At 71.4% G+C, this 15227-nt stretch carries 20 protein-coding genes; 5 read left to right on the forward strand and 15 right to left on the reverse strand.

What is annotated here, in order from left to right; genetic code table 11:
- Positions 1-3: 3 nt before the first annotated feature.
- Genes ACFHNC_RS16895 through ACFHNC_RS16905 form a run of 3 tightly spaced genes read right to left on the reverse strand, consistent with a single transcriptional unit; the run spans position 4 to position 1294 of the window.
- Positions 4-489 (reverse strand): DUF1579 domain-containing protein, encoded by a 486-nt coding sequence (locus ACFHNC_RS16895; RefSeq protein WP_437170401.1) that lies wholly within the window; start codon positions 487-489, stop codon positions 4-6.
- Entirely contained in the window at positions 486-938 is a 453-nt protein-coding gene (locus tag ACFHNC_RS16900; protein ID WP_437170402.1) for an SRPBCC family protein, read from the reverse strand. The genes ACFHNC_RS16895 and ACFHNC_RS16900 overlap by 4 nt, the downstream gene beginning before the upstream one ends.
- Positions 935-1294, reverse strand: coding sequence for an ArsR/SmtB family transcription factor (locus ACFHNC_RS16905; protein WP_437170403.1), 360 nt, complete (start codon positions 1292-1294; stop codon positions 935-937). Before ACFHNC_RS16905 ends, ACFHNC_RS16900 begins: the two co-directional genes overlap by 4 nt.
- Before the next feature lie 74 nt (positions 1295-1368).
- Here ACFHNC_RS16905 and ACFHNC_RS16910 point away from each other — a divergent pair, with 74 nt between their 5' ends.
- On the forward strand, positions 1369-2178 hold the full coding sequence (locus ACFHNC_RS16910) for an aldolase/citrate lyase family protein (RefSeq protein ID WP_437170404.1): 810 nt from the start codon (positions 1369-1371) through the stop codon (positions 2176-2178).
- A gap of 15 nt (positions 2179-2193) precedes the next feature.
- Here ACFHNC_RS16910 and ACFHNC_RS16915 read toward each other — a convergent pair whose 3' ends face one another.
- From ACFHNC_RS16915 to ACFHNC_RS16930, 4 genes are read right to left on the reverse strand one after another with little or no spacing between them, the layout of a single operon-like run.
- Positions 2194-3417 (reverse strand): energy transducer TonB family protein, encoded by a 1224-nt coding sequence (locus tag ACFHNC_RS16915; protein WP_437170405.1) that lies wholly within the window; start codon positions 3415-3417, stop codon positions 2194-2196.
- A 54-nt stretch (positions 3418-3471) separates the two neighbouring features.
- A complete protein-coding gene (locus tag ACFHNC_RS16920) occupies positions 3472-3891 on the reverse strand; it encodes an ExbD/TolR family protein (protein WP_437170406.1) in 420 nt (139 codons plus the stop codon).
- A complete protein-coding gene (locus tag ACFHNC_RS16925) occupies positions 3891-4550 on the reverse strand; it encodes a MotA/TolQ/ExbB proton channel family protein (protein WP_437170407.1) in 660 nt (219 codons plus the stop codon). Before ACFHNC_RS16925 ends, ACFHNC_RS16920 begins: the two co-directional genes overlap by 1 nt.
- Positions 4551-4558: 8 nt before the next feature.
- Positions 4559-5011 (reverse strand): Tat pathway signal protein, encoded by a 453-nt coding sequence (locus tag ACFHNC_RS16930; protein ID WP_437170408.1) that lies wholly within the window; start codon positions 5009-5011, stop codon positions 4559-4561.
- Between the two features lie 119 nt (positions 5012-5130).
- Here ACFHNC_RS16930 and ACFHNC_RS16935 point away from each other — a divergent pair, with 119 nt between their 5' ends.
- A complete protein-coding gene (locus ACFHNC_RS16935; RefSeq protein ID WP_437170409.1) occupies positions 5131-5589 on the forward strand; it encodes a hypothetical protein in 459 nt (152 codons plus the stop codon).
- Positions 5590-5660: 71 nt separating this feature from the next.
- Positions 5661-7517: a dihydroxy-acid dehydratase gene (ilvD, locus tag ACFHNC_RS16940; protein WP_437170410.1), complete on the forward strand. Its 1857-nt coding sequence runs from the start codon at positions 5661-5663 to the stop codon at positions 7515-7517.
- 46 nt (positions 7518-7563) lie between these two features.
- On the opposite strand, the gene ACFHNC_RS16945 is transcribed toward ilvD, so the two are convergent.
- The 3 genes from ACFHNC_RS16945 to ACFHNC_RS16955 all read right to left on the reverse strand — a co-directional run bounded on the left by ACFHNC_RS16945 (position 7564) and on the right by ACFHNC_RS16955 (position 8416).
- Positions 7564-7770, reverse strand: a complete 207-nt coding sequence (locus tag ACFHNC_RS16945; protein ID WP_437170411.1) for a hypothetical protein — start codon at positions 7768-7770, stop codon at positions 7564-7566.
- An 89-nt stretch (positions 7771-7859) separates the two neighbouring features.
- Positions 7860-8012: a hypothetical protein gene (locus ACFHNC_RS16950; protein ID WP_437170412.1), complete on the reverse strand. Its 153-nt coding sequence runs from the start codon at positions 8010-8012 to the stop codon at positions 7860-7862.
- A gap of 197 nt (positions 8013-8209) precedes the next feature.
- Positions 8210-8416 (reverse strand): cold-shock protein, encoded by a 207-nt coding sequence (locus ACFHNC_RS16955; protein ID WP_304810808.1) that lies wholly within the window; start codon positions 8414-8416, stop codon positions 8210-8212.
- Positions 8417-8684: 268 nt separating this feature from the next.
- Between ACFHNC_RS16955 and ACFHNC_RS16960 the strand changes: the two genes are divergently transcribed.
- Positions 8685-9944, forward strand: a complete 1260-nt coding sequence (locus ACFHNC_RS16960) for a hypothetical protein (RefSeq protein ID WP_437170413.1) — start codon at positions 8685-8687, stop codon at positions 9942-9944.
- Positions 9941-11053 carry a pyridoxal phosphate-dependent aminotransferase gene (locus ACFHNC_RS16965; protein ID WP_437170414.1) on the forward strand — a complete coding sequence of 371 codons (1113 nt, stop codon included), beginning with the start codon at positions 9941-9943 and terminating at the stop codon, positions 11051-11053. The genes ACFHNC_RS16960 and ACFHNC_RS16965 overlap by 4 nt, the downstream gene beginning before the upstream one ends.
- Here the strand turns inward: ACFHNC_RS16965 and ACFHNC_RS16970 are convergent.
- From ACFHNC_RS16970 to pqqB, 5 genes are all read right to left on the reverse strand, one after another.
- Positions 11016-12215 carry an MFS transporter gene (locus tag ACFHNC_RS16970; RefSeq protein WP_437170415.1) on the reverse strand — a complete coding sequence of 400 codons (1200 nt, stop codon included), beginning with the start codon at positions 12213-12215 and terminating at the stop codon, positions 11016-11018. The two genes, ACFHNC_RS16965 and ACFHNC_RS16970, sit on opposite strands and share 38 nt — an antisense overlap.
- Before the next feature lie 62 nt (positions 12216-12277).
- A complete protein-coding gene (gene pqqE, locus ACFHNC_RS16975; protein ID WP_437170416.1) occupies positions 12278-13345 on the reverse strand; it encodes a pyrroloquinoline quinone biosynthesis protein PqqE in 1068 nt (355 codons plus the stop codon).
- Complete coding sequence (pqqD, locus tag ACFHNC_RS16980) at positions 13342-13599, reverse strand: pyrroloquinoline quinone biosynthesis peptide chaperone PqqD (RefSeq protein WP_437170417.1); 258 nt, start codon at positions 13597-13599, stop codon at positions 13342-13344. The genes pqqE and pqqD overlap by 4 nt, the downstream gene beginning before the upstream one ends.
- Positions 13596-14318, reverse strand: coding sequence for a pyrroloquinoline-quinone synthase PqqC (pqqC, locus tag ACFHNC_RS16985; RefSeq protein ID WP_437170418.1), 723 nt, complete (start codon positions 14316-14318; stop codon positions 13596-13598). Before pqqC ends, pqqD begins: the two co-directional genes overlap by 4 nt.
- Positions 14315-15217 (reverse strand): pyrroloquinoline quinone biosynthesis protein PqqB, encoded by a 903-nt coding sequence (pqqB, locus tag ACFHNC_RS16990; protein ID WP_437170419.1) that lies wholly within the window; start codon positions 15215-15217, stop codon positions 14315-14317. The genes pqqC and pqqB overlap by 4 nt, the downstream gene beginning before the upstream one ends.
- Positions 15218-15227 lie beyond the last annotated feature (10 nt).

Raw genomic sequence — 15227 nt, forward strand, 5'->3', positions numbered from 1 at the left:
GGCTCAGCCCACCCGCCGGTAGCGCGCGGTCATCACAGGGTGCCAGGCGCCATCCGCATCCTGCATGCGGGATGTCATCGTGCGCGAATACGGCGAATTCACCTCGACGATGTCCTGGTAATGCGCAATGCGACCCGGCGCGCCGAAATCCGGCCCTTCTGCATCCAGCGTCAGCACGCGGCCTTCGGCGTCCAGCGAGCCCTCATACAGCCATATCATGGTCATCATCGAGCCGATGAAGCTGCCGACGAAGCGCCCCTTGGCGGGGTCGTAGCCGAGGGTGATGACGGTGCGGCCGGTGCCGCCGCCCGGCATCTCGGATTCACCCTTGCCCATGACCCAGACATCGCCCAATGCCGAGACCGGCTCCCGCCCCCGCAGGGTTGTGGGGGATTGGCCGGGGGCCATGATGCATTCGGCCTCGCTGGTCCATTCACCGACCAGGCGTTGCAGCCAGCGGTGTTCCTCCGTGATGGTCATGTCCATCATCGTGCGTCCTCCAGATGGATTGCGTGCAGGGCGATCAGGCGTTCGAAGGATTCGGTCCAGCCGCGACGATGGCGCGTGGCGGTGGCGGCATCGGCGAAGCGGTCATGCGTCAGGGTGATCTCGGTGCCGTCCTCCAGCGGACGGAAGCGCACGGTGACGCGGCTTTCGCGTTCCGGCGTGCTGGCCCAGGCCCAGGTGAAGACCAGCAGCCGCTCCGGCTCGATCTCCAGGTAGCGGCCGCCGACTTCGTGGCGCGCGCCGTTGTCTTCGATCATATGGATTCGGAAGGCGCCGTCGATGCGCGCATCGACCTCGGCCTGGTCCACGCGGGTGTGATGCGGGCCGAACCACTGGGCCATCATCTCCGGCTTGGTCCAGGCGGCGAAGACGCGGGCCGGGGGGGCGGCGATGCGGCGCACCAGGGTCAGGCTCGGGATCGTCGTCGTCATGGCGATTTCTCCAGGGCGGCGGCCAGGCGATCGAGGCTTTCGGTCCAGAAGCGCTGGTAGCGGGCGAGCCATCCCATCGCGTCCTCCATCGGCGCGGCCGTCAGCCGGCAGGCGACGGTGCGGCCGGTTTTCTGCCTGGCGATCAGGCCGGCGCCTTCCAGCACGTCCAAGTGCTTCATCACCGCCGGCAGGGACATGGACAGTGGCCGGGCCAATTCGCTGACCGAGATTCCATCCTCCACATCCAGCCTTTGCAGCAAGGCGCGGCGGGTGGGGTCGGCGAGCGCCGAGAAGATGCGGTCGAGGTCGGGGCCGGAGGGCGCGCTTTGGTTAACCATAGAGTTAACAATACGCATGCCGCGGGCATCCTGCAAGCTTGCCTGCATCACGCCAGCGGGATCACCATCGGGCCAAAGGTGGAGGATGCGGGATGATCGCGAACCCGGTGCGCGACAGGTTGCGGCGCGGCGAGGCCAGCTTCGGCGTCATGGCCTTCGAATTTTTCACCCCCGGCCTGGCGCCCACCCTGGCCGCCGCGGGCGCCGAATTCGTGCTGCTGGACATGGAGCATTCGGGGCTGGGGATCGAGGGTGTGAAGGCGCAATGCGCCTTCGCCCGCGCCGCCGGCATCGTGCCGATGGTCCGCATTCCGGCCGCCCAGGCGGCGCTGGTGCCGCCGGTGCTGGATGCCGGGGCGCTCGGCATCATGATGCCGCTGGTGGAAAGCGCGGCGCAGGCACGGGCGCTGGTCGCCGCCTGTCGCTATCGGCCGGAGGGGCATCGCGGCCTGGCGTTTTCGGTGGCGCATGATGCCTATGCCGGCGGCGACCCTGCGGCGAAGATGGCAGCGGCCAATGCCGCGGTGCTGACCATCGCGCTGGTGGAAAGCGAGGTCGGCGTGGCGGCGGCGGCGGAGATCGCGGCGGTGCCAGGGCTGGACATGCTGTGGCTCGGCCATTTCGACCTGTCGGACAGCCTGGGCATTCCGGGCGGCTTCGCCGATCCGCGCTACCGGCGTGCCGCGGGTGATCTGCGCGCCGCGGCGCAGGCGGCGGGCAAGCCGCTGGGCTGGGTGGCGGGCGATGGCGCGGAGGCCGCGGCCGCGCTGCGCGCCGGCTTCCGCTGCCTTTGCATCGGGCATGAGGTGGTGGTGCTGCGCAACGCGCTCTCCGCCGCCTTCGCCACGGCCCGTGGGGCGGAGCCTGGGGCGGAAAGCCCGGGGGTCGGCGGGTTGCCCTGACGCCGGTCATGCCCCTCAGCGGACCGAGAAGCCGATCGGCGCCAGCACCACCGCCTGCGCATCCGGGAAATCCGCCGGCAGGCGGGGCAGGGGGGAAACGCGGCGGATCAGCGCCATCGCCTCATGGTCCAGCAGCACGGATCCGGTGCCACGCACCAACTGGCTCGCCAGCACCGTGCCGTCCCGGGCAATGACGAAGCGCAGGGCCGCCGTACCCTCGATGCCCTGGGCGCGGGCGGCGGGTGGGTAGCGGAGGTTGCGCTGCAGGATGCGGACGAGGGCGGCGGCATAGGCCGGGGGCAGTTGCCGCGCGCCGGCGCCCTCGCCGGGGCTGGCTGCCGCCGCGCCCTGGCCATCGCCCGGTGGACCGGGGGAGGCAGCCGGGCCAGGCGCCGTCCCGGCCGCGGGGCCGGGATGGCCGGCGAGCGCGCTGCGGGGTGAGGCCGCGCGCGCGGCGGGGCGTTGTGGGGCCGGGGCGGGGCGGGGGGCAGGTTGCGCCTGGCGCACGGGCTGGGGTTGCGCCGCGCGCACGGGCTCCGGTGGCGCCTGGGGGGGCGGGGGCGGCAGGGGCGGCTCGGCCTGCGCTACCACCGTCTCCGCCGCCTGGGCGGCTTCGAGGCGCGGCGGCGGCGGGGCCGGCGCCTCCAGCGGTGCGGTGACCTCGGCCAGCGCGGGCGGAGGTGGCGGCGCCAGGTCGGGCAAAGCGCCGATCAGGGCCTCTGGCGGCGGCGGCGCGGCGGTGATGGGTTCCGCCAGGGCCTGCACGGGCTGAGGCGACGGCGGCTGGACGGCCGGTGGCGGCGGGGCCTGGGTGATTGGCGGCGGGGGCGGCTGTGCCGCCGGGGGCGGGGGCGGCTGTGCCGCCGGGGGTGCGGGTGGCCGCATGGCCTGGGGCGGCGGCGGCTGCACCATCTGGGCTGGCGGCGGTTGCAGCGCCGAGGTCTGCGGCGCGGGCGGGCTGGACAGGTCCGCCGGCGGCGCATCCACCGCGTTCAGGCTCTCCGTCGGCGCGGCATCCGCCACATCCTCCGGCTGCACTGCCTCGATGCTGCCGGCCGCACCACCGCCCAGGCCACTGGACAGGCTGACCTGAAGCCCGGCGCCACCGCCCGGTAGCGGCGGGTTGGCCGGGCGCATCAGCACGGCGGCGAGGCCCAGATGCAGCGCCAGCGCCACACCCCAGGCGGCGGGGTGAAGGCCGCGCCCATCCCGCAGGGGATCAGCCGAGGCTAAGGACATCAGGCCAGACCCGGGCAGTGAAGGACGGAGGCGCTGCGACAGGTCCATGGCGGTTCAGGGCGCCGCCTCGCCGATCAGGGAGGCACGGCCGAAGCCCGAAGCGGCCAGCGCCGCCAGCACGCGCATCACCTCGCCATAGGCCTGGTTGCGATCGGCGCGCAGGAACACCGGGCGGTCCGGCGTCTCCGCCGCCATCGGGGCGAGGGTGGCAACCAGCGTTGCCGGGTCCGTCTCGGCTTCCTCGATGAAGACGCGGCCCTGGCGATCCAGCGTCAGCACCAGCGGCTGCGTCACCTGCGGCACCGGGGCGTTGGCGGCGCGCGGCAGGTCCACCGGCACGCCGGCCATCATCATCGGCGCCGCCACCATGAAGACGATCAGCAGCACCAGCATCACATCGACGAAGGGCGTGACGTTGATCTCGGAGAGCATGCCCTCCTCATCCTCGCCGTGGCCTTCGAGGTTGAAGGCCATCACTCGGCCGCCACGCGCGCGCGGCTGGACCCGGCGAGGCCGAGGCGCCGCGCCAGGCGTTCCGCCGCCCCGCTGGCGGCGCCGCGCGCCTCGCCCAGCATGGCGGAAAGCCGGTTGAAGGCGAGCGCCGCGGGGATTGCCGCGACAAGCCCGAGCGCCGTGGCGAACAGCGCCTCCGCAATGCCCGGCGCCACCGCGGTCAGGCTGGTATTGCCGCTGCGGGCGATGGCGGTGAAGGCGTTCATGATGCCCCAGACCGTGCCGAACAGGCCGATGAAGGGCGCGGTGGAGGCGATGCTGGCCAGCACCGGCAGGCCGTGCCGGGCACGCGCCGTGCGTTCCACCACCGCCAGCCGTGCCGCGCTGGCGATGTGCTGGCGGCGTTCCGCGGCGGGTTCGCCCACCACCTCCCGCGCCGCATGTTCGGCGGCGACCAGCACCTCGGCCCAGGCATTGTCGTGGGCGGGGGGCGATCCGTCTTCCGCGAAGCGGCGCAGCGCGGCGGCATCCCGCGCCAGGCGCCGAAAACGCAGCGTGCGGTCCAACGCGAGCGCCCAGACCCAGATGGAGGCCAGCACCAGCATCACCATCACCGTCCGTACCACCCAATCGGCGGCGAGGAACAGGCCGAGCGGAGACAGGTCGTGCGCGGTTTCCATGGTTGCTCCTACAGCCCGAAGCGGATGCCGGCGCGGCTGGAGGGCCGCAGGCGATCGGCGCAGTCGGCCACCTCCGCGCCCGCGATGCGGCAGGCCAGCACATCATTCACCAGCAGCCGGCTGATGCGGTCGCAGGGCAGGCCGGCCAGGTCGAACAGCCGCACGGCGGTGCGGCCGGCGCCGACGGGCGCGAGTTCCACCGCGGCGCGGCGGGCGATCTGCCCATCGGCGCCGAACACCACCAGATCCAGCCGCAGCGTGTTGATGGCGGCGGACTCCGGCGCGTCATTGGCCAGCATCATCCAGATGCGGCAGCCCTCGGCCGGTGCCGTCACCGGCTCCAGGCGGTTCAACTCCAGCGGCAAAGCGGGCTGCGCCTGTGCCGGCAGGATCGAGGCCAGTGCCAGGATCGGCAGGACCAGGCACTTCCGCAGCAGGGGGAACGGCGGGGCGGCAGCCATGCTTCGATATCCTTCATCAGCCCGCTGCATCGCATATATGCGAATGACTCGCAATCACACTTCCATGCACGCGGCCCCGGGGCCATGCTCGGCGCGAGAAGGTGAGGGAGGCCGGGCGCATGCCGGATGGGTTTCACGACGACCGGATTCCGGGAACGACCGCGCCGGAGCGGATCCTGATGGCCGCGCTGCGCGCCGGCCCGCGGAACTGTCAGTGCATCCTGGCGCAAGCCGGCATCCGCCCCGCCGGCGTGCTGGGATTCGAACTGCTGCTATCCGTCCTGACCCGCGCCGCGCGGCGGCCGCTGGATGTGCGCCAGGGCGAGGGCACCGCACGGAGTGGGGATGAGGCGGTGCTGCTGGAATTGGAGGCGGCGCTGCAGCGGGGCGATGCGCTGTCGGCCCTCGGCGGCTTGTCCGAGTGGCTGGAGCCGGATGATCTGGCACCGGCGCTGCGCGGCGTGCAGATTTTCGCCCGGCATGCCGCGGCGGCGGGGCTGGTGGTGCAGGACGCGGCCAACCCATGGCCCAGCGGTTTGGCGCCTGGCCGTCTGGCCGCGCCGCACCGATCCCGCTAGAACCGCCGGCCGGGTCACAACCGGCCGGGCCTGAGCCAGGGCCGAGGAACGCAAGCCAGGACGCTCAAGCCATGCCGCATTATCGCAGCCGCACCACCACCCATGGCCGCAACATGGCCGGCGCTCGGGGGCTGTGGCGCGCCACCGGCATGAAGGACGGCGATTTCGGCAAGCCGATCATCGCCGTGGTCAACAGCTTCACCCAGTTCGTGCCCGGCCACGTCCACCTCAAGGACCTCGGCCAGATGGTGGCGCGGGAGATCGAGGCGGCGGGCGGCGTCGCCAAGGAATTCAACACCATCGCGGTGGATGACGGCATCGCCATGGGGCATGACGGCATGCTGTACAGCCTGCCGTCCCGCGACCTGATCGCGGACAGCGTCGAGTACATGGTCAACGCGCATTGCGCGGATGCGATGGTCTGCATCTCCAACTGCGACAAGATCACGCCGGGCATGCTGATGGCGTCCATGCGCCTGAACGTGCCGACCATCTTCGTCTCCGGCGGGCCGATGGAGGCCGGCAAGGTTGTGCATCGCGGCCAGAAGCGCAGCGTCGATCTGATCGACGCCATGATCGCCGCCGCCGATCCCACCGTGACGGATGAGGAAGTGGCCGTCATCGAACGCGCCGCCTGCCCGACCTGCGGGTCCTGCTCCGGCATGTTCACCGCCAATTCGATGAACTGCCTGACTGAGGCGCTGGGCCTGGCGCTGCCGGGCAATGGCACGGTGCTGGCCACGCATGCCGACCGCAAGCAACTGTTCCTGGCGGCCGGGCGCCGCATCGTCGAGATCACGCGGCGACATTACGAGACGGAGGATTTCTCCGTCCTGCCGCGCAACATCGCGACGCGCACGGCCTTCGAGAATGCGATGACGCTGGATATTGCCATGGGCGGGTCCACCAACACCGTGCTGCACCTGTTGGCCGCGGCGCATGAGGGCGGCGTGGACTTCACCATGACCGATATCGACCGCCTGTCGCGCCGCGTGCCGGTGCTGTGCAAGGTGGCCCCCTCCGTCGCCAATGTGCATGTGGAAGACGTCCACCGCGCCGGCGGTATTTTTGGGATTTTGGGCGAGCTGGACCGTGCGGGGCTGATCGACACCTCCGTCAGCCGCGTGGATGCGCCGACGCTGGCCGAGGCGTTGCAGCAATGGGATGTGATGCAGACCGCCGATGCCAAGGTGCTGGACTTCTTCAAGGCCGCGCCGGGCGGCGTGCCGACGCAGGTGGCCTTCAGCCAGGCGGAACGCTGGGAAAGCCTGGACATGGACCGCGCCGGTGGCGTGATCCGCGCCAAGGACGATGCCTTCAGCGCCGATGGCGGCCTCGCCGTGCTGTCCGGCAACATCGCCGTCGATGGCTGCATCGTGAAGACGGCCGGCGTCGATGCCTCGATCCTGACCTTCACCGGCCCGGCGAAAGTGTTCGAAAGCCAGGACGCCGCGGTGGACGGCATTTTGGGCGGCAAGGTGGTGGTCGGCGATGTCGTGGTGGTGCGGTATGAGGGGCCGCGCGGCGGGCCTGGGATGCAGGAGATGCTGTACCCGACCAGCTATCTGAAATCGAAGGGTCTCGGGAAGGTCTGCGCCCTGGTGACGGATGGCCGCTTCTCGGGCGGGTCCTCCGGCCTGTCCATCGGCCATTTGTCGCCGGAAGCCGCGGAGGGCGGGCCGATCGGGCTGGTCGAGGATGGCGACATCATCGAGATCGACATCCCGAACCGCCGCATCGAGCTGAAGGTGGAGGACGCCGAGATGGCGCGCCGCCGGGCCGCGATGGAAGCGAAGGGCGATGCCGCCTGGCAGCCCGCCAGCCCGCGCAAGCGCCAGGTCTCGACGGCGCTGCAGGCCTATGCGGCGATGGCGACGAGTGCCGCGCGGGGCGCGGTGCGGGATCTGGCGTCGCTGAAGCGGCGCTAGGAAAGGGAGGTCCGGCGGCGGCAATGCAGCCGCCGGAATGCGGGTGTCAGCCGAGCACGCCTTGGCGCATCTGGCTTTCGCGGATGATGCGCTCATGCCCGTCGCGGCTGTTCTTTACGCGGTATTCGCGGTCCTGCGCATCATTCGGCAACTGCCGGACGACGGTGTAGGCGCCGGACGGCGCGGACCCGTCATAACGGCCCGGCATGAACTCGATGCGCTGGCCCACGGTGTAGCGGTGATGCGGAGGCATGTGGCGATCCTCACGGGTCGGGGCAGCCCCTGGCGTTGCGCCGAAGGGGCAGGACGACCAGGCCGCCCGCGCGCCGTGAAGTCCTTGGTTCAGCCGATCAGATCCATCACGATGCGGCGGATTTCGTCGCGCGTGAGGCTGGAAATGGCGGGCTCGCTGCCGGCCTGGAGTTTCGGCTGGGCCGGAAGGGTGGACCCGTTCGCGTGGAACTGGGTCGAGTAGCGTTCGTCGTAGGTGTGCACGTGGTCCTTTGGGCAGTCCCCGGCGGCGGTGCCACCGTGCTGCGGATGCTTTGGTCTATGCCGGGCGCGCCAGGGACGCGACGGGGCGATGTGCCGCACTTGTGGTGGCGGCGGTGGGATGACGGAGGAACGGGCGCCGAGGCCCCCGTTCATCCATCCGTTATCCGTCGGGGCGGCCCTGGGCCACCCCGGTCGGTTCAGGCCTGCTTCAGGTTGCCGGCCGAGGTCTTGCCCTGCTGGCCGTGCTGCAGCTCATACTCCAGCTTGTCGCCCTCGCGCGGCTCCTGGAGGCCGGAACGCTGCACGTCGGAGATGTGCAGGAACACGTCCTTGGAGCCGTCTTCCGGCTGGATGAAGCCATAGCCCTTGGTTGCGTTGAACCACTTGACGGTGCCGATCGGCATGGAAGGTATCCGCTTCGTAACTGAAGACCGCCCCGCGACATTGCAGGGCGGATCAGTCTTGGGAGCGAAACGGACACTAGGCTCGGCGCTCGATCGAGCAGGGAGAGCAGGCCGAACCGCGCAAGGCTGACCGACCTCATATGCGCCCTGCATGGGCAAGCTGCAACTTAAATCGGGACTTGTGGCCGCCCTTCATGTTTTCGAAACATTGTGCGGTTGGTAAACTCTGGCCGGTCGCGAGGCCGCGGCCGAGGGAGCGCCAGGCTGCATGATCGAGGATGAGGCCACGCCGCGCCTGGTGCTGCCGCCCGGCCCGCGCTTCGCCGCGATCGGGGCGGAATTCGTGCGCGGGGCCGCCGCCGTCGCCGGCACCGAGCCCCATCGCGCCGACCGCCTGGCCCTGATCGCGGAGGAGGTGCTGGCGGCCTGCCCGGCGGCCTCCGGTCCTGTCAGCCTGGTTCTGCGCGATCGGCGCCACGCCATACGGCTGGAACTCGGCTTCACCACCGCGGATCTCGACCTTGCCGGGCTGGACCAGGCGCGGCGACGGGATGTGGAGGATACCGCCGCCGTCGGCCTGTACCTGGCGGCCCGGCTGGCGGACCACCTGACCACCGAACCGGCCGGGGCAGCCGGGCTGCGGCTGGGCTTCGATGTCGCGCGAGCCTATCCGGCGCGGGTGGCGGCTGCGGCGCCCGAGGGCCTCGGCGCGATGCAGGGCACGCCGGTGGAGCCGGATGACGCGACGCTGGCGCTGCTGGTGGATTGGGCGGAGGCCAGCGGCACCGGCGGCCCGGCCTTCCGCACCGCGTCCCGCGTGCTGGACCAGCGCGCGGCCGGGGAGCTTACGGCGCTCGTGGCGCTGGATGCGCGGCGCCGGCCGCTGGGCGGGCTGTTCTGGCAGCCCTTCGGCCGCCGCCTGATGGCGCTATCCGGCTCTGCCGTGCTGCTGCCCGAGGGTCGCGCCGCACTCGCCACCGCCCTGTTGCACGCCGCGCTCGGCCGCCTGGCGCGCGGCAGCATCCAGGGGCTGGTGGTGCTGGAGCCGGCGCCGGAAATGCCGGCCGAAGCCTTCGAGGTGGTGGGCCACCTGCCGGATGCCGCCGGCGGCCAGCACCCCGTGCTGTTCCGCGCGCTGGAGGAAGACCCGGGCGGCATCGCCTGGGTGCCGGAGGCGCTGCGCTCCTGGGTCACGGAGACGGTGCGCCGCCTCGGCCTCGGCCGGGATATCGAGGCGCCGCCGCCGCCCGCGCGGGCCACCGGCGCGGCCATGGCGGCGGAGACGGACCGCGCCGCCAGCCGCGTCACCCTGCGGCCGCTGCTGGCGGCGGCGGATGCGGCGGCGGTGGCCCTGGGCAATGTGGCGCTGTTCCGCGCCCAGGGTTTTGCGCAGTGCCGCGCGGTGCTGGACCTTGGCCAGCCCGGGCATGCGGCCTTCGCGGAGGGCCTGGTCCAGGCCGGGCTGGCGCCGGCGGCGCTGATCCCGGATGCGGCCGGGGATCTGCTGCTGCTGGCCTCGCCCGGATGAGCGGCTTCGCGCTGGATCGACTGGTGCCGGCGCATGTCCAGGCCTTCGAGGCCTATGTGCCCGCACCGCCGGACGACGTGCTGCGGCGGCGCTTTGGCGTGGCGCATCTGCACCGGCTGAACAACAACGAGAATGCACTCGGCCCCCCCGCGGCTTCGCGTGCGGTGCTGGCGCGCTGGGACCAGCGGGAGGCGGCGCTGTATCCGCAGGGCGATGGCTGGCACCTGCGCCGCGCCATCGCCGGCCGCTTCGGGCTGGATGCGGAGCAGGTGATCCTCGGCAATGGCGCGAATGAGGTGATCGCCTTCGTCATCAAGGCGTTCTGCGAGGCCGGGGACAACATCGTCACCGCCGACCGCACCTTCGCCGTCTATGAATGGCTGGCCAGTTTCTCCGGCGTCGAGGCCCGGCTGGTGCCGCTGCGCGACCATGGCTTCGACGATGCGGCGCTGCTGCGTGCGATCGATGCGCGCAGCCGCGTGGTGTTCCTGTGCAACCCGAACAATCCGACGGGAAGCTGGTGGGACCATGCCACGCTGGCGCGCTTCCTGGATTCGGTCGCCGGCCGCGCGATCGTGGTGGTGGACGAGGCCTATGCCGAATTCGCCGAGGCGCCGGACTTTCCCAACAGCTTCGCGCTGATGGCGCGGCATCCGAACCTCATCGTGTTCCGCACCTTCTCCAAGATGTGGGGGCTGGCCGGGCTGCGCATCGGCTGGATGGCGGCGGCACCGGCAGTGGCGGCCACGGTGCGGAAGACCAGCATCAGCTACAGCGTGAACCGGCTGGCGCTGGACGCGGCGCAGGAAGCGGTGTGGGACGAGGCGCATATCGCCGCGAGCCGCGCGCAGGTGCGGGTGGCGCAAGCGGGGCTGGCCACGCTGGCGGGGCGGCTGGGGCTGCCCCTGCTGGGCGGCATCGGCAATTTCGCCATGCTGCGCCTGCCCATGCCGGATACGGTGGTGCATCGGCGGCTGATGGCGCGCGGCGTGATGGCGCGGGCGATGACCAGTTTTCGCTACCCCGGCTGGCTGCGCGTATCCTGCGGCAGCCCGGCCGCCATGGCCGCGTTCAGTGAGGCGCTGGAAGCGGTGCTGGCGGAGCGATAGTCGCCTGTTCCGGCAGGCGCAGCAGCGCCGCCACGCCGGGCGCCAGGCACAGTGCCGCCAGCAGGAAGGCACCGGCATACCCCGCGATGCCCACCACCAGCCCGCCGAGCAACGGGCCGAGCAGGTAGCCAAGCTGCAAGGTCAGCATCATCAGGTTGAGGTTGGCGCCGCGCCGCTCGGGCGGCGAATGCAGGTGCATCAGCGCGTTCAGAAGCGGTAGCGCGGCGCCGAAGCCGAGGCCGGTCAGCAACGCCACGGCCAGCAGCGCCCAGGTGGGCAAGGGCAGTGCCAGCAGCCCCAGTGCCAGCCCCACCGCGCCAAGCCCGAGCGCGGCCAGCCGGCGCTGGTCCAGCCGGTCGAAGGCGCTGCCGGCCAGCAGGCGCAGGGCCATGATGGTGGCGGTCTGGAGGGCGAAGAACAGGCCGATCAGCGCGCCGCCCTCCAGTTCCAGCGCGCGCGGCTTCAGCAGGCTGAACAGCAGGGCATGCGCCAGGAAGGCCAGGCTGTTCACCGCCAGCAGCAGCAGCACCGCCCGGCTGGCTGGTCCACCCGCGGCCGCGAGCGGCGGGGCTTTGACCAAGGGGCGGCGCGCGATCCACAGCGCCAGCAGCAACGCCGGCGCCTGCAGCAGCGCCAGGGCCGCGTATTGCTGGCCCGCATCGCCGCCGAAGGCGGGCAGGGTGGCCTCCATCAGCGGCGGCAGCAGCGCGAAGGGCAGCAGATCCGCGACTCCGAACAGCGCATAGGCCCGCCCCGCCTGCGCAGCCGGCACCATGGCGACGAAAGCTGAGACGATGCCCACCAGCGTCAGCACGAAGCCCAGGCCATGCCACAACCGCAGCGCAAGCAATTGCGGAAAACCCTCGGCCAGCGGGTAAAGCGGCAGCGCCAGAAGGGTCACGGTAAAGCCGGCCAGGATGCAGCGCCCGGCGGTGGCGGGCGTGATACGGGCCGAGAGCGGCGGAATCAGCAGCAGCGCCACCAGGGTGAAGCCGGCAATCGCCAGCCCCGCCTGGGCCGGGCCGAGGCCGCGGCCGCGCAGCCAGGGCTCCAGCCCGTAGAAGGCGGCCAGGTTGGCGAAGCCCAGCAGGGTCAGCACCAGCATGCCGGCGAAGCCCGCGTTCCAGAGGGGCGGCTCCGTGCTGTCCGTAATGTCTGCCATTGCGTGGCCGTATCATGAACGGCGCGGCAAGGGGACCTGGGATGGCCAGGCCCGCGCCGGCTTCAGTCGAAGCCGCGATACCGGAAATCCGGCGAGACGGCCTCCGCCACCGCGGCCGCCAGCATCCCGTGGTGGGGCGACAGCGCGCAGGCCGGGTCCGTCGCGGCGGCATCACCGGTCAGTGCGAAGGCCTGGCAGCGGCAGCCACCCCAATCCTTCTCCGCCCGGTCGCAGCCGCGGCAGGGCTCCGGCATCCAGCTCGTGCCGCGGAAGCGGTTGAAGGCGTCGCTGTCTTCCCACGCCGCGCGCAGGGATGTGTCGCGCACATTGGGGAAGTCGAGGCCGGTGATGGATTCCGCCGCGTGGCAGGGTAGCACGCGCCCGGCGGGGGAGACGCCGAGGAAGCGATTGCCCCAGCCGCCCATGCAGGATTTCGGCCGCGCCGCGTGATAATCCGGCACCACGTAATCGATCAGCAGCCGGCCCTGATGCGTCAGCCGCGCCGCATCGACGATGCGGGTCGCCGCGTCCAACTGTTCGCGCGTGGGCAGCAGCGCGTCGCGGTTCATCAGCGCCCAGCCGTAGTATTGCACATGCGCGACTTCCAGCCGGCCGGCGCCCCAGCGCAACGCCGTCTCGATCAGCAGCGGCAGGTTGTGCAGGTTCTGGCGGTGCACCACGGCGTTCAGCGTCAGCGGTAGCCCGGCCTCCGTCACCAGCCGCGCCGCCAGTTCCTTGCGCGCCGGCGCGCCCTTCATGCCGCCGATGCGCTCCGCCCCCGCAGGGTCCGCGTCCTGCACGGAAAGCTGCACGTGATCCAGCCCCGCATCCACCAGCCGCGCCATCAGCGCGGCATCCAGCAGCACGCCCGCGGTGATGAGGTTGGTGTAGAGGCCGGCGTCATGGGCTGCCCGGGTGATCTCCACGATGTCGCGCCGCACGGTCGGCTCGCCGCCCGAGAGATGCACCTGGAGGCAGCCCAGCGCGGCGGCCTCGCGGAACACCCGCGCCCAGTCTTCCGTGGTCAGCTCCCTGCTCGCCCGCGTCAGCTCGACGGGGTTGGAGCAATAGGGGCAGCGCAGCGGGCAGCGATGCGTCAGCTCCGCCAGCAGCGCGAGGGGCGCGTTCACGGCGCCAGCGCGCCGCGCGCCACAAGGTCGTCCACCATGGCGCGCACATCGGTGGCGATGACCTCGCGCGGCGCATCGAATTTCCTGGCCAGCGCGTCGATGATGGCGTCCAGGTCGCGCGCGCCATCGACCAGGCGCAGCACTTCCAGCGCCGTATCATCCGGCACGAACATGCGCTCCGGCGCCATCACCACCCAGCGATCCCGCGCCTGGTCATGGTGCAGCCGCACGCCGCGCGGAAAGCGGGGGATCATGGGCGGAAGGCGCTCGGCGGCGGCAGGCCCGGCGCGACATAGGCGAAGTGCAGCGCGTCCAACTGCGCCCACAGCAGGTCGCATTTGAAGCGCAGCGCCGCGAGGACCTGGTCCTGCTTCTCCTCGGTGTCGGCGTACTGCCTGACGTAGCCGAGCGCGAAGGCAACATCCTGCGGCGCCTGGGTCAGCCGCGGCGTGAAATAGGCGAGCGTTTCCGCCGTGACGAAATCATAGTTCCGCAGCATGCCGGAGACGCGCTGGGAGATGATGTCGGGCGAGAACATCTCGGTCAGGGACGACGCAATGGCCTCCAGCAGCGATTTTTCCCGCACGAAGCGCACATAGGCATCCACCGCGAAGCGCGTCGCCGGCAGCAGTCCTTTAAGGGACACCACATAGTCGCGGTCCAGCCCCAGCCCATCCGTCAGCGCCAGCCAGCGTTCCACCCCACCCGGATGCGTGCCGTCGCCATCATGGTCCACCAGCCGCCGGCGCCATTCACGGCGCAGATCGGGCGTCGGCAGGCGCGCCAGCAGGGAGGCATCCTTCGCCGGAATGCTGGACTGGTAATAGTAGCGGTTCAGCGCCCAGGCCTGGATCTGCCCGCGATCCAGCTTGCCGCCATGCAGCAGGTGATGGAACGGGTGATGGACGTGGTAGCGCTCCGCCCCGATCGCGCGCAGGGCATCCTCGAGGGCGTCAGGCGACAGCAGGCTCACAGGCGGATCTCCATTCCATCCTCGCCAACCTCCCAGCCAGCGGCGACGAGGTGGGCGCGTTTGGGGCTGTCGGACAGTAGGGCGGGGTTCGTGTTGTTGATGTGCACGAAGATGCGGCGCGTGACGTTCAGCTCCGCGAAGGCGGCGAGCGTGGAGCCTGGCCCGGTCATCGGCATATGGCCCATGCGCCGCGCGGTCTTCGGCCCGGCGCCCTGGCGGATCATCTCATCATCGGTGAACAGCGTCCCGTCGAACAGCACACAGTCCGCGCCGCGCAGCCGCGCGCGCAGCGCATCCGTCATCATGGCGCAGCCCGGGATGTAGTGCAGCGTGCCGCCGCCGGCCGAGAGCGCGAGGCCTACCGCTTCGCCATCCTCCGCCACACCCGGGTCACCGGCGCCTTCGACGAACAGCGGCACCTTGCCCGGCACGGCATAGGCGGTGACGGTGATGCCCAGCACGGCGAAGGCCTGCTCCAGCGTGATGCTGCGGCGCTGCACGAATTCGGGATTGAGCGCACCGAAGATCGGGTTGGCCGCCAGCACCTCCAGCGTCGGCGCGGCGGCGAGCAATTCGAAGGCCTGGCGTTCGCGCAGGTGCAGCAGGCCGGCCACGGCATCCACCTCCGCCCCGGTCAGCAGAACGGCGCCGATCGGCGAATTCCGCAGCGGATGCGCCCGCGGGTGCAGGGCCGGGGTGGCGGCGATCTGTTGGCGGAGGTCAGGGCTGGCATTCACCAGCAGCCAGCGCTCGCCATCGGCCGAGGCCGCGATGCTGGCCTGGCTGCGCGGCAGGGCGGCCGGATCGCCGGCACGCGCCCTCAGGCAGCCGGGGCCGGCGGAATTCCACTGCGGGAACCCTCCGCCGGCACCGGCCCCGAGCATGATGACCCGGAGCACGCCCCGGGCA

Source organism: Falsiroseomonas sp. E2-1-a4 (genome assembly GCF_051433165.1).
Taxonomy (GTDB): domain Bacteria; phylum Pseudomonadota; class Alphaproteobacteria; order Acetobacterales; family Acetobacteraceae; genus Falsiroseomonas.

Excerpts from the sequence above, each read along its gene's own strand:
- ACFHNC_RS16945 (WP_437170411.1), bottom strand. The coding sequence starts at position 7,770 with ATGCCTCCGCATCACCGCTACACCGTGGGCCAGCGCATCGAGTTCATG.
- ACFHNC_RS16905 (WP_437170403.1), bottom strand. The coding sequence starts at position 1,294 with ATGCGTATTGTTAACTCTATGGTTAACCAAAGCGCGCCCTCCGGCCCC.
- ACFHNC_RS16895 (WP_437170401.1), bottom strand. The coding sequence starts at position 489 with ATGATGGACATGACCATCACGGAGGAACACCGCTGGCTGCAACGCCTG.
- ACFHNC_RS16965 (WP_437170414.1), top strand. The coding sequence starts at position 9,941 with ATGAGCGGCTTCGCGCTGGATCGACTGGTGCCGGCGCATGTCCAGGCC.
- ACFHNC_RS16970 (WP_437170415.1), bottom strand. The coding sequence starts at position 12,215 with ATGGCAGACATTACGGACAGCACGGAGCCGCCCCTCTGGAACGCGGGC.
- ACFHNC_RS16930 (WP_437170408.1), bottom strand. The coding sequence starts at position 5,011 with ATGGCTGCCGCCCCGCCGTTCCCCCTGCTGCGGAAGTGCCTGGTCCTG.
- ACFHNC_RS16920 (WP_437170406.1), bottom strand. The coding sequence starts at position 3,891 with ATGGCCTTCAACCTCGAAGGCCACGGCGAGGATGAGGAGGGCATGCTC.
- ACFHNC_RS16925 (WP_437170407.1), bottom strand. The coding sequence starts at position 4,550 with ATGGAAACCGCGCACGACCTGTCTCCGCTCGGCCTGTTCCTCGCCGCC.
- ACFHNC_RS16910 (WP_437170404.1), top strand. The coding sequence starts at position 1,369 with ATGATCGCGAACCCGGTGCGCGACAGGTTGCGGCGCGGCGAGGCCAGC.
- ACFHNC_RS16915 (WP_437170405.1), bottom strand. The coding sequence starts at position 3,417 with ATGTCCTTAGCCTCGGCTGATCCCCTGCGGGATGGGCGCGGCCTTCAC.
- ACFHNC_RS16960 (WP_437170413.1), top strand. The coding sequence starts at position 8,685 with ATGATCGAGGATGAGGCCACGCCGCGCCTGGTGCTGCCGCCCGGCCCG.
- ACFHNC_RS16900 (WP_437170402.1), bottom strand. The coding sequence starts at position 938 with ATGACGACGACGATCCCGAGCCTGACCCTGGTGCGCCGCATCGCCGCC.
- ACFHNC_RS16935 (WP_437170409.1), top strand. The coding sequence starts at position 5,131 with ATGCCGGATGGGTTTCACGACGACCGGATTCCGGGAACGACCGCGCCG.
- ilvD (WP_437170410.1), top strand. The coding sequence starts at position 5,661 with ATGCCGCATTATCGCAGCCGCACCACCACCCATGGCCGCAACATGGCC.
- pqqD (WP_437170417.1), bottom strand. The coding sequence starts at position 13,599 with ATGATCCCCCGCTTTCCGCGCGGCGTGCGGCTGCACCATGACCAGGCG.
- ACFHNC_RS16955 (WP_304810808.1), bottom strand. The coding sequence starts at position 8,416 with ATGCCGATCGGCACCGTCAAGTGGTTCAACGCAACCAAGGGCTATGGC.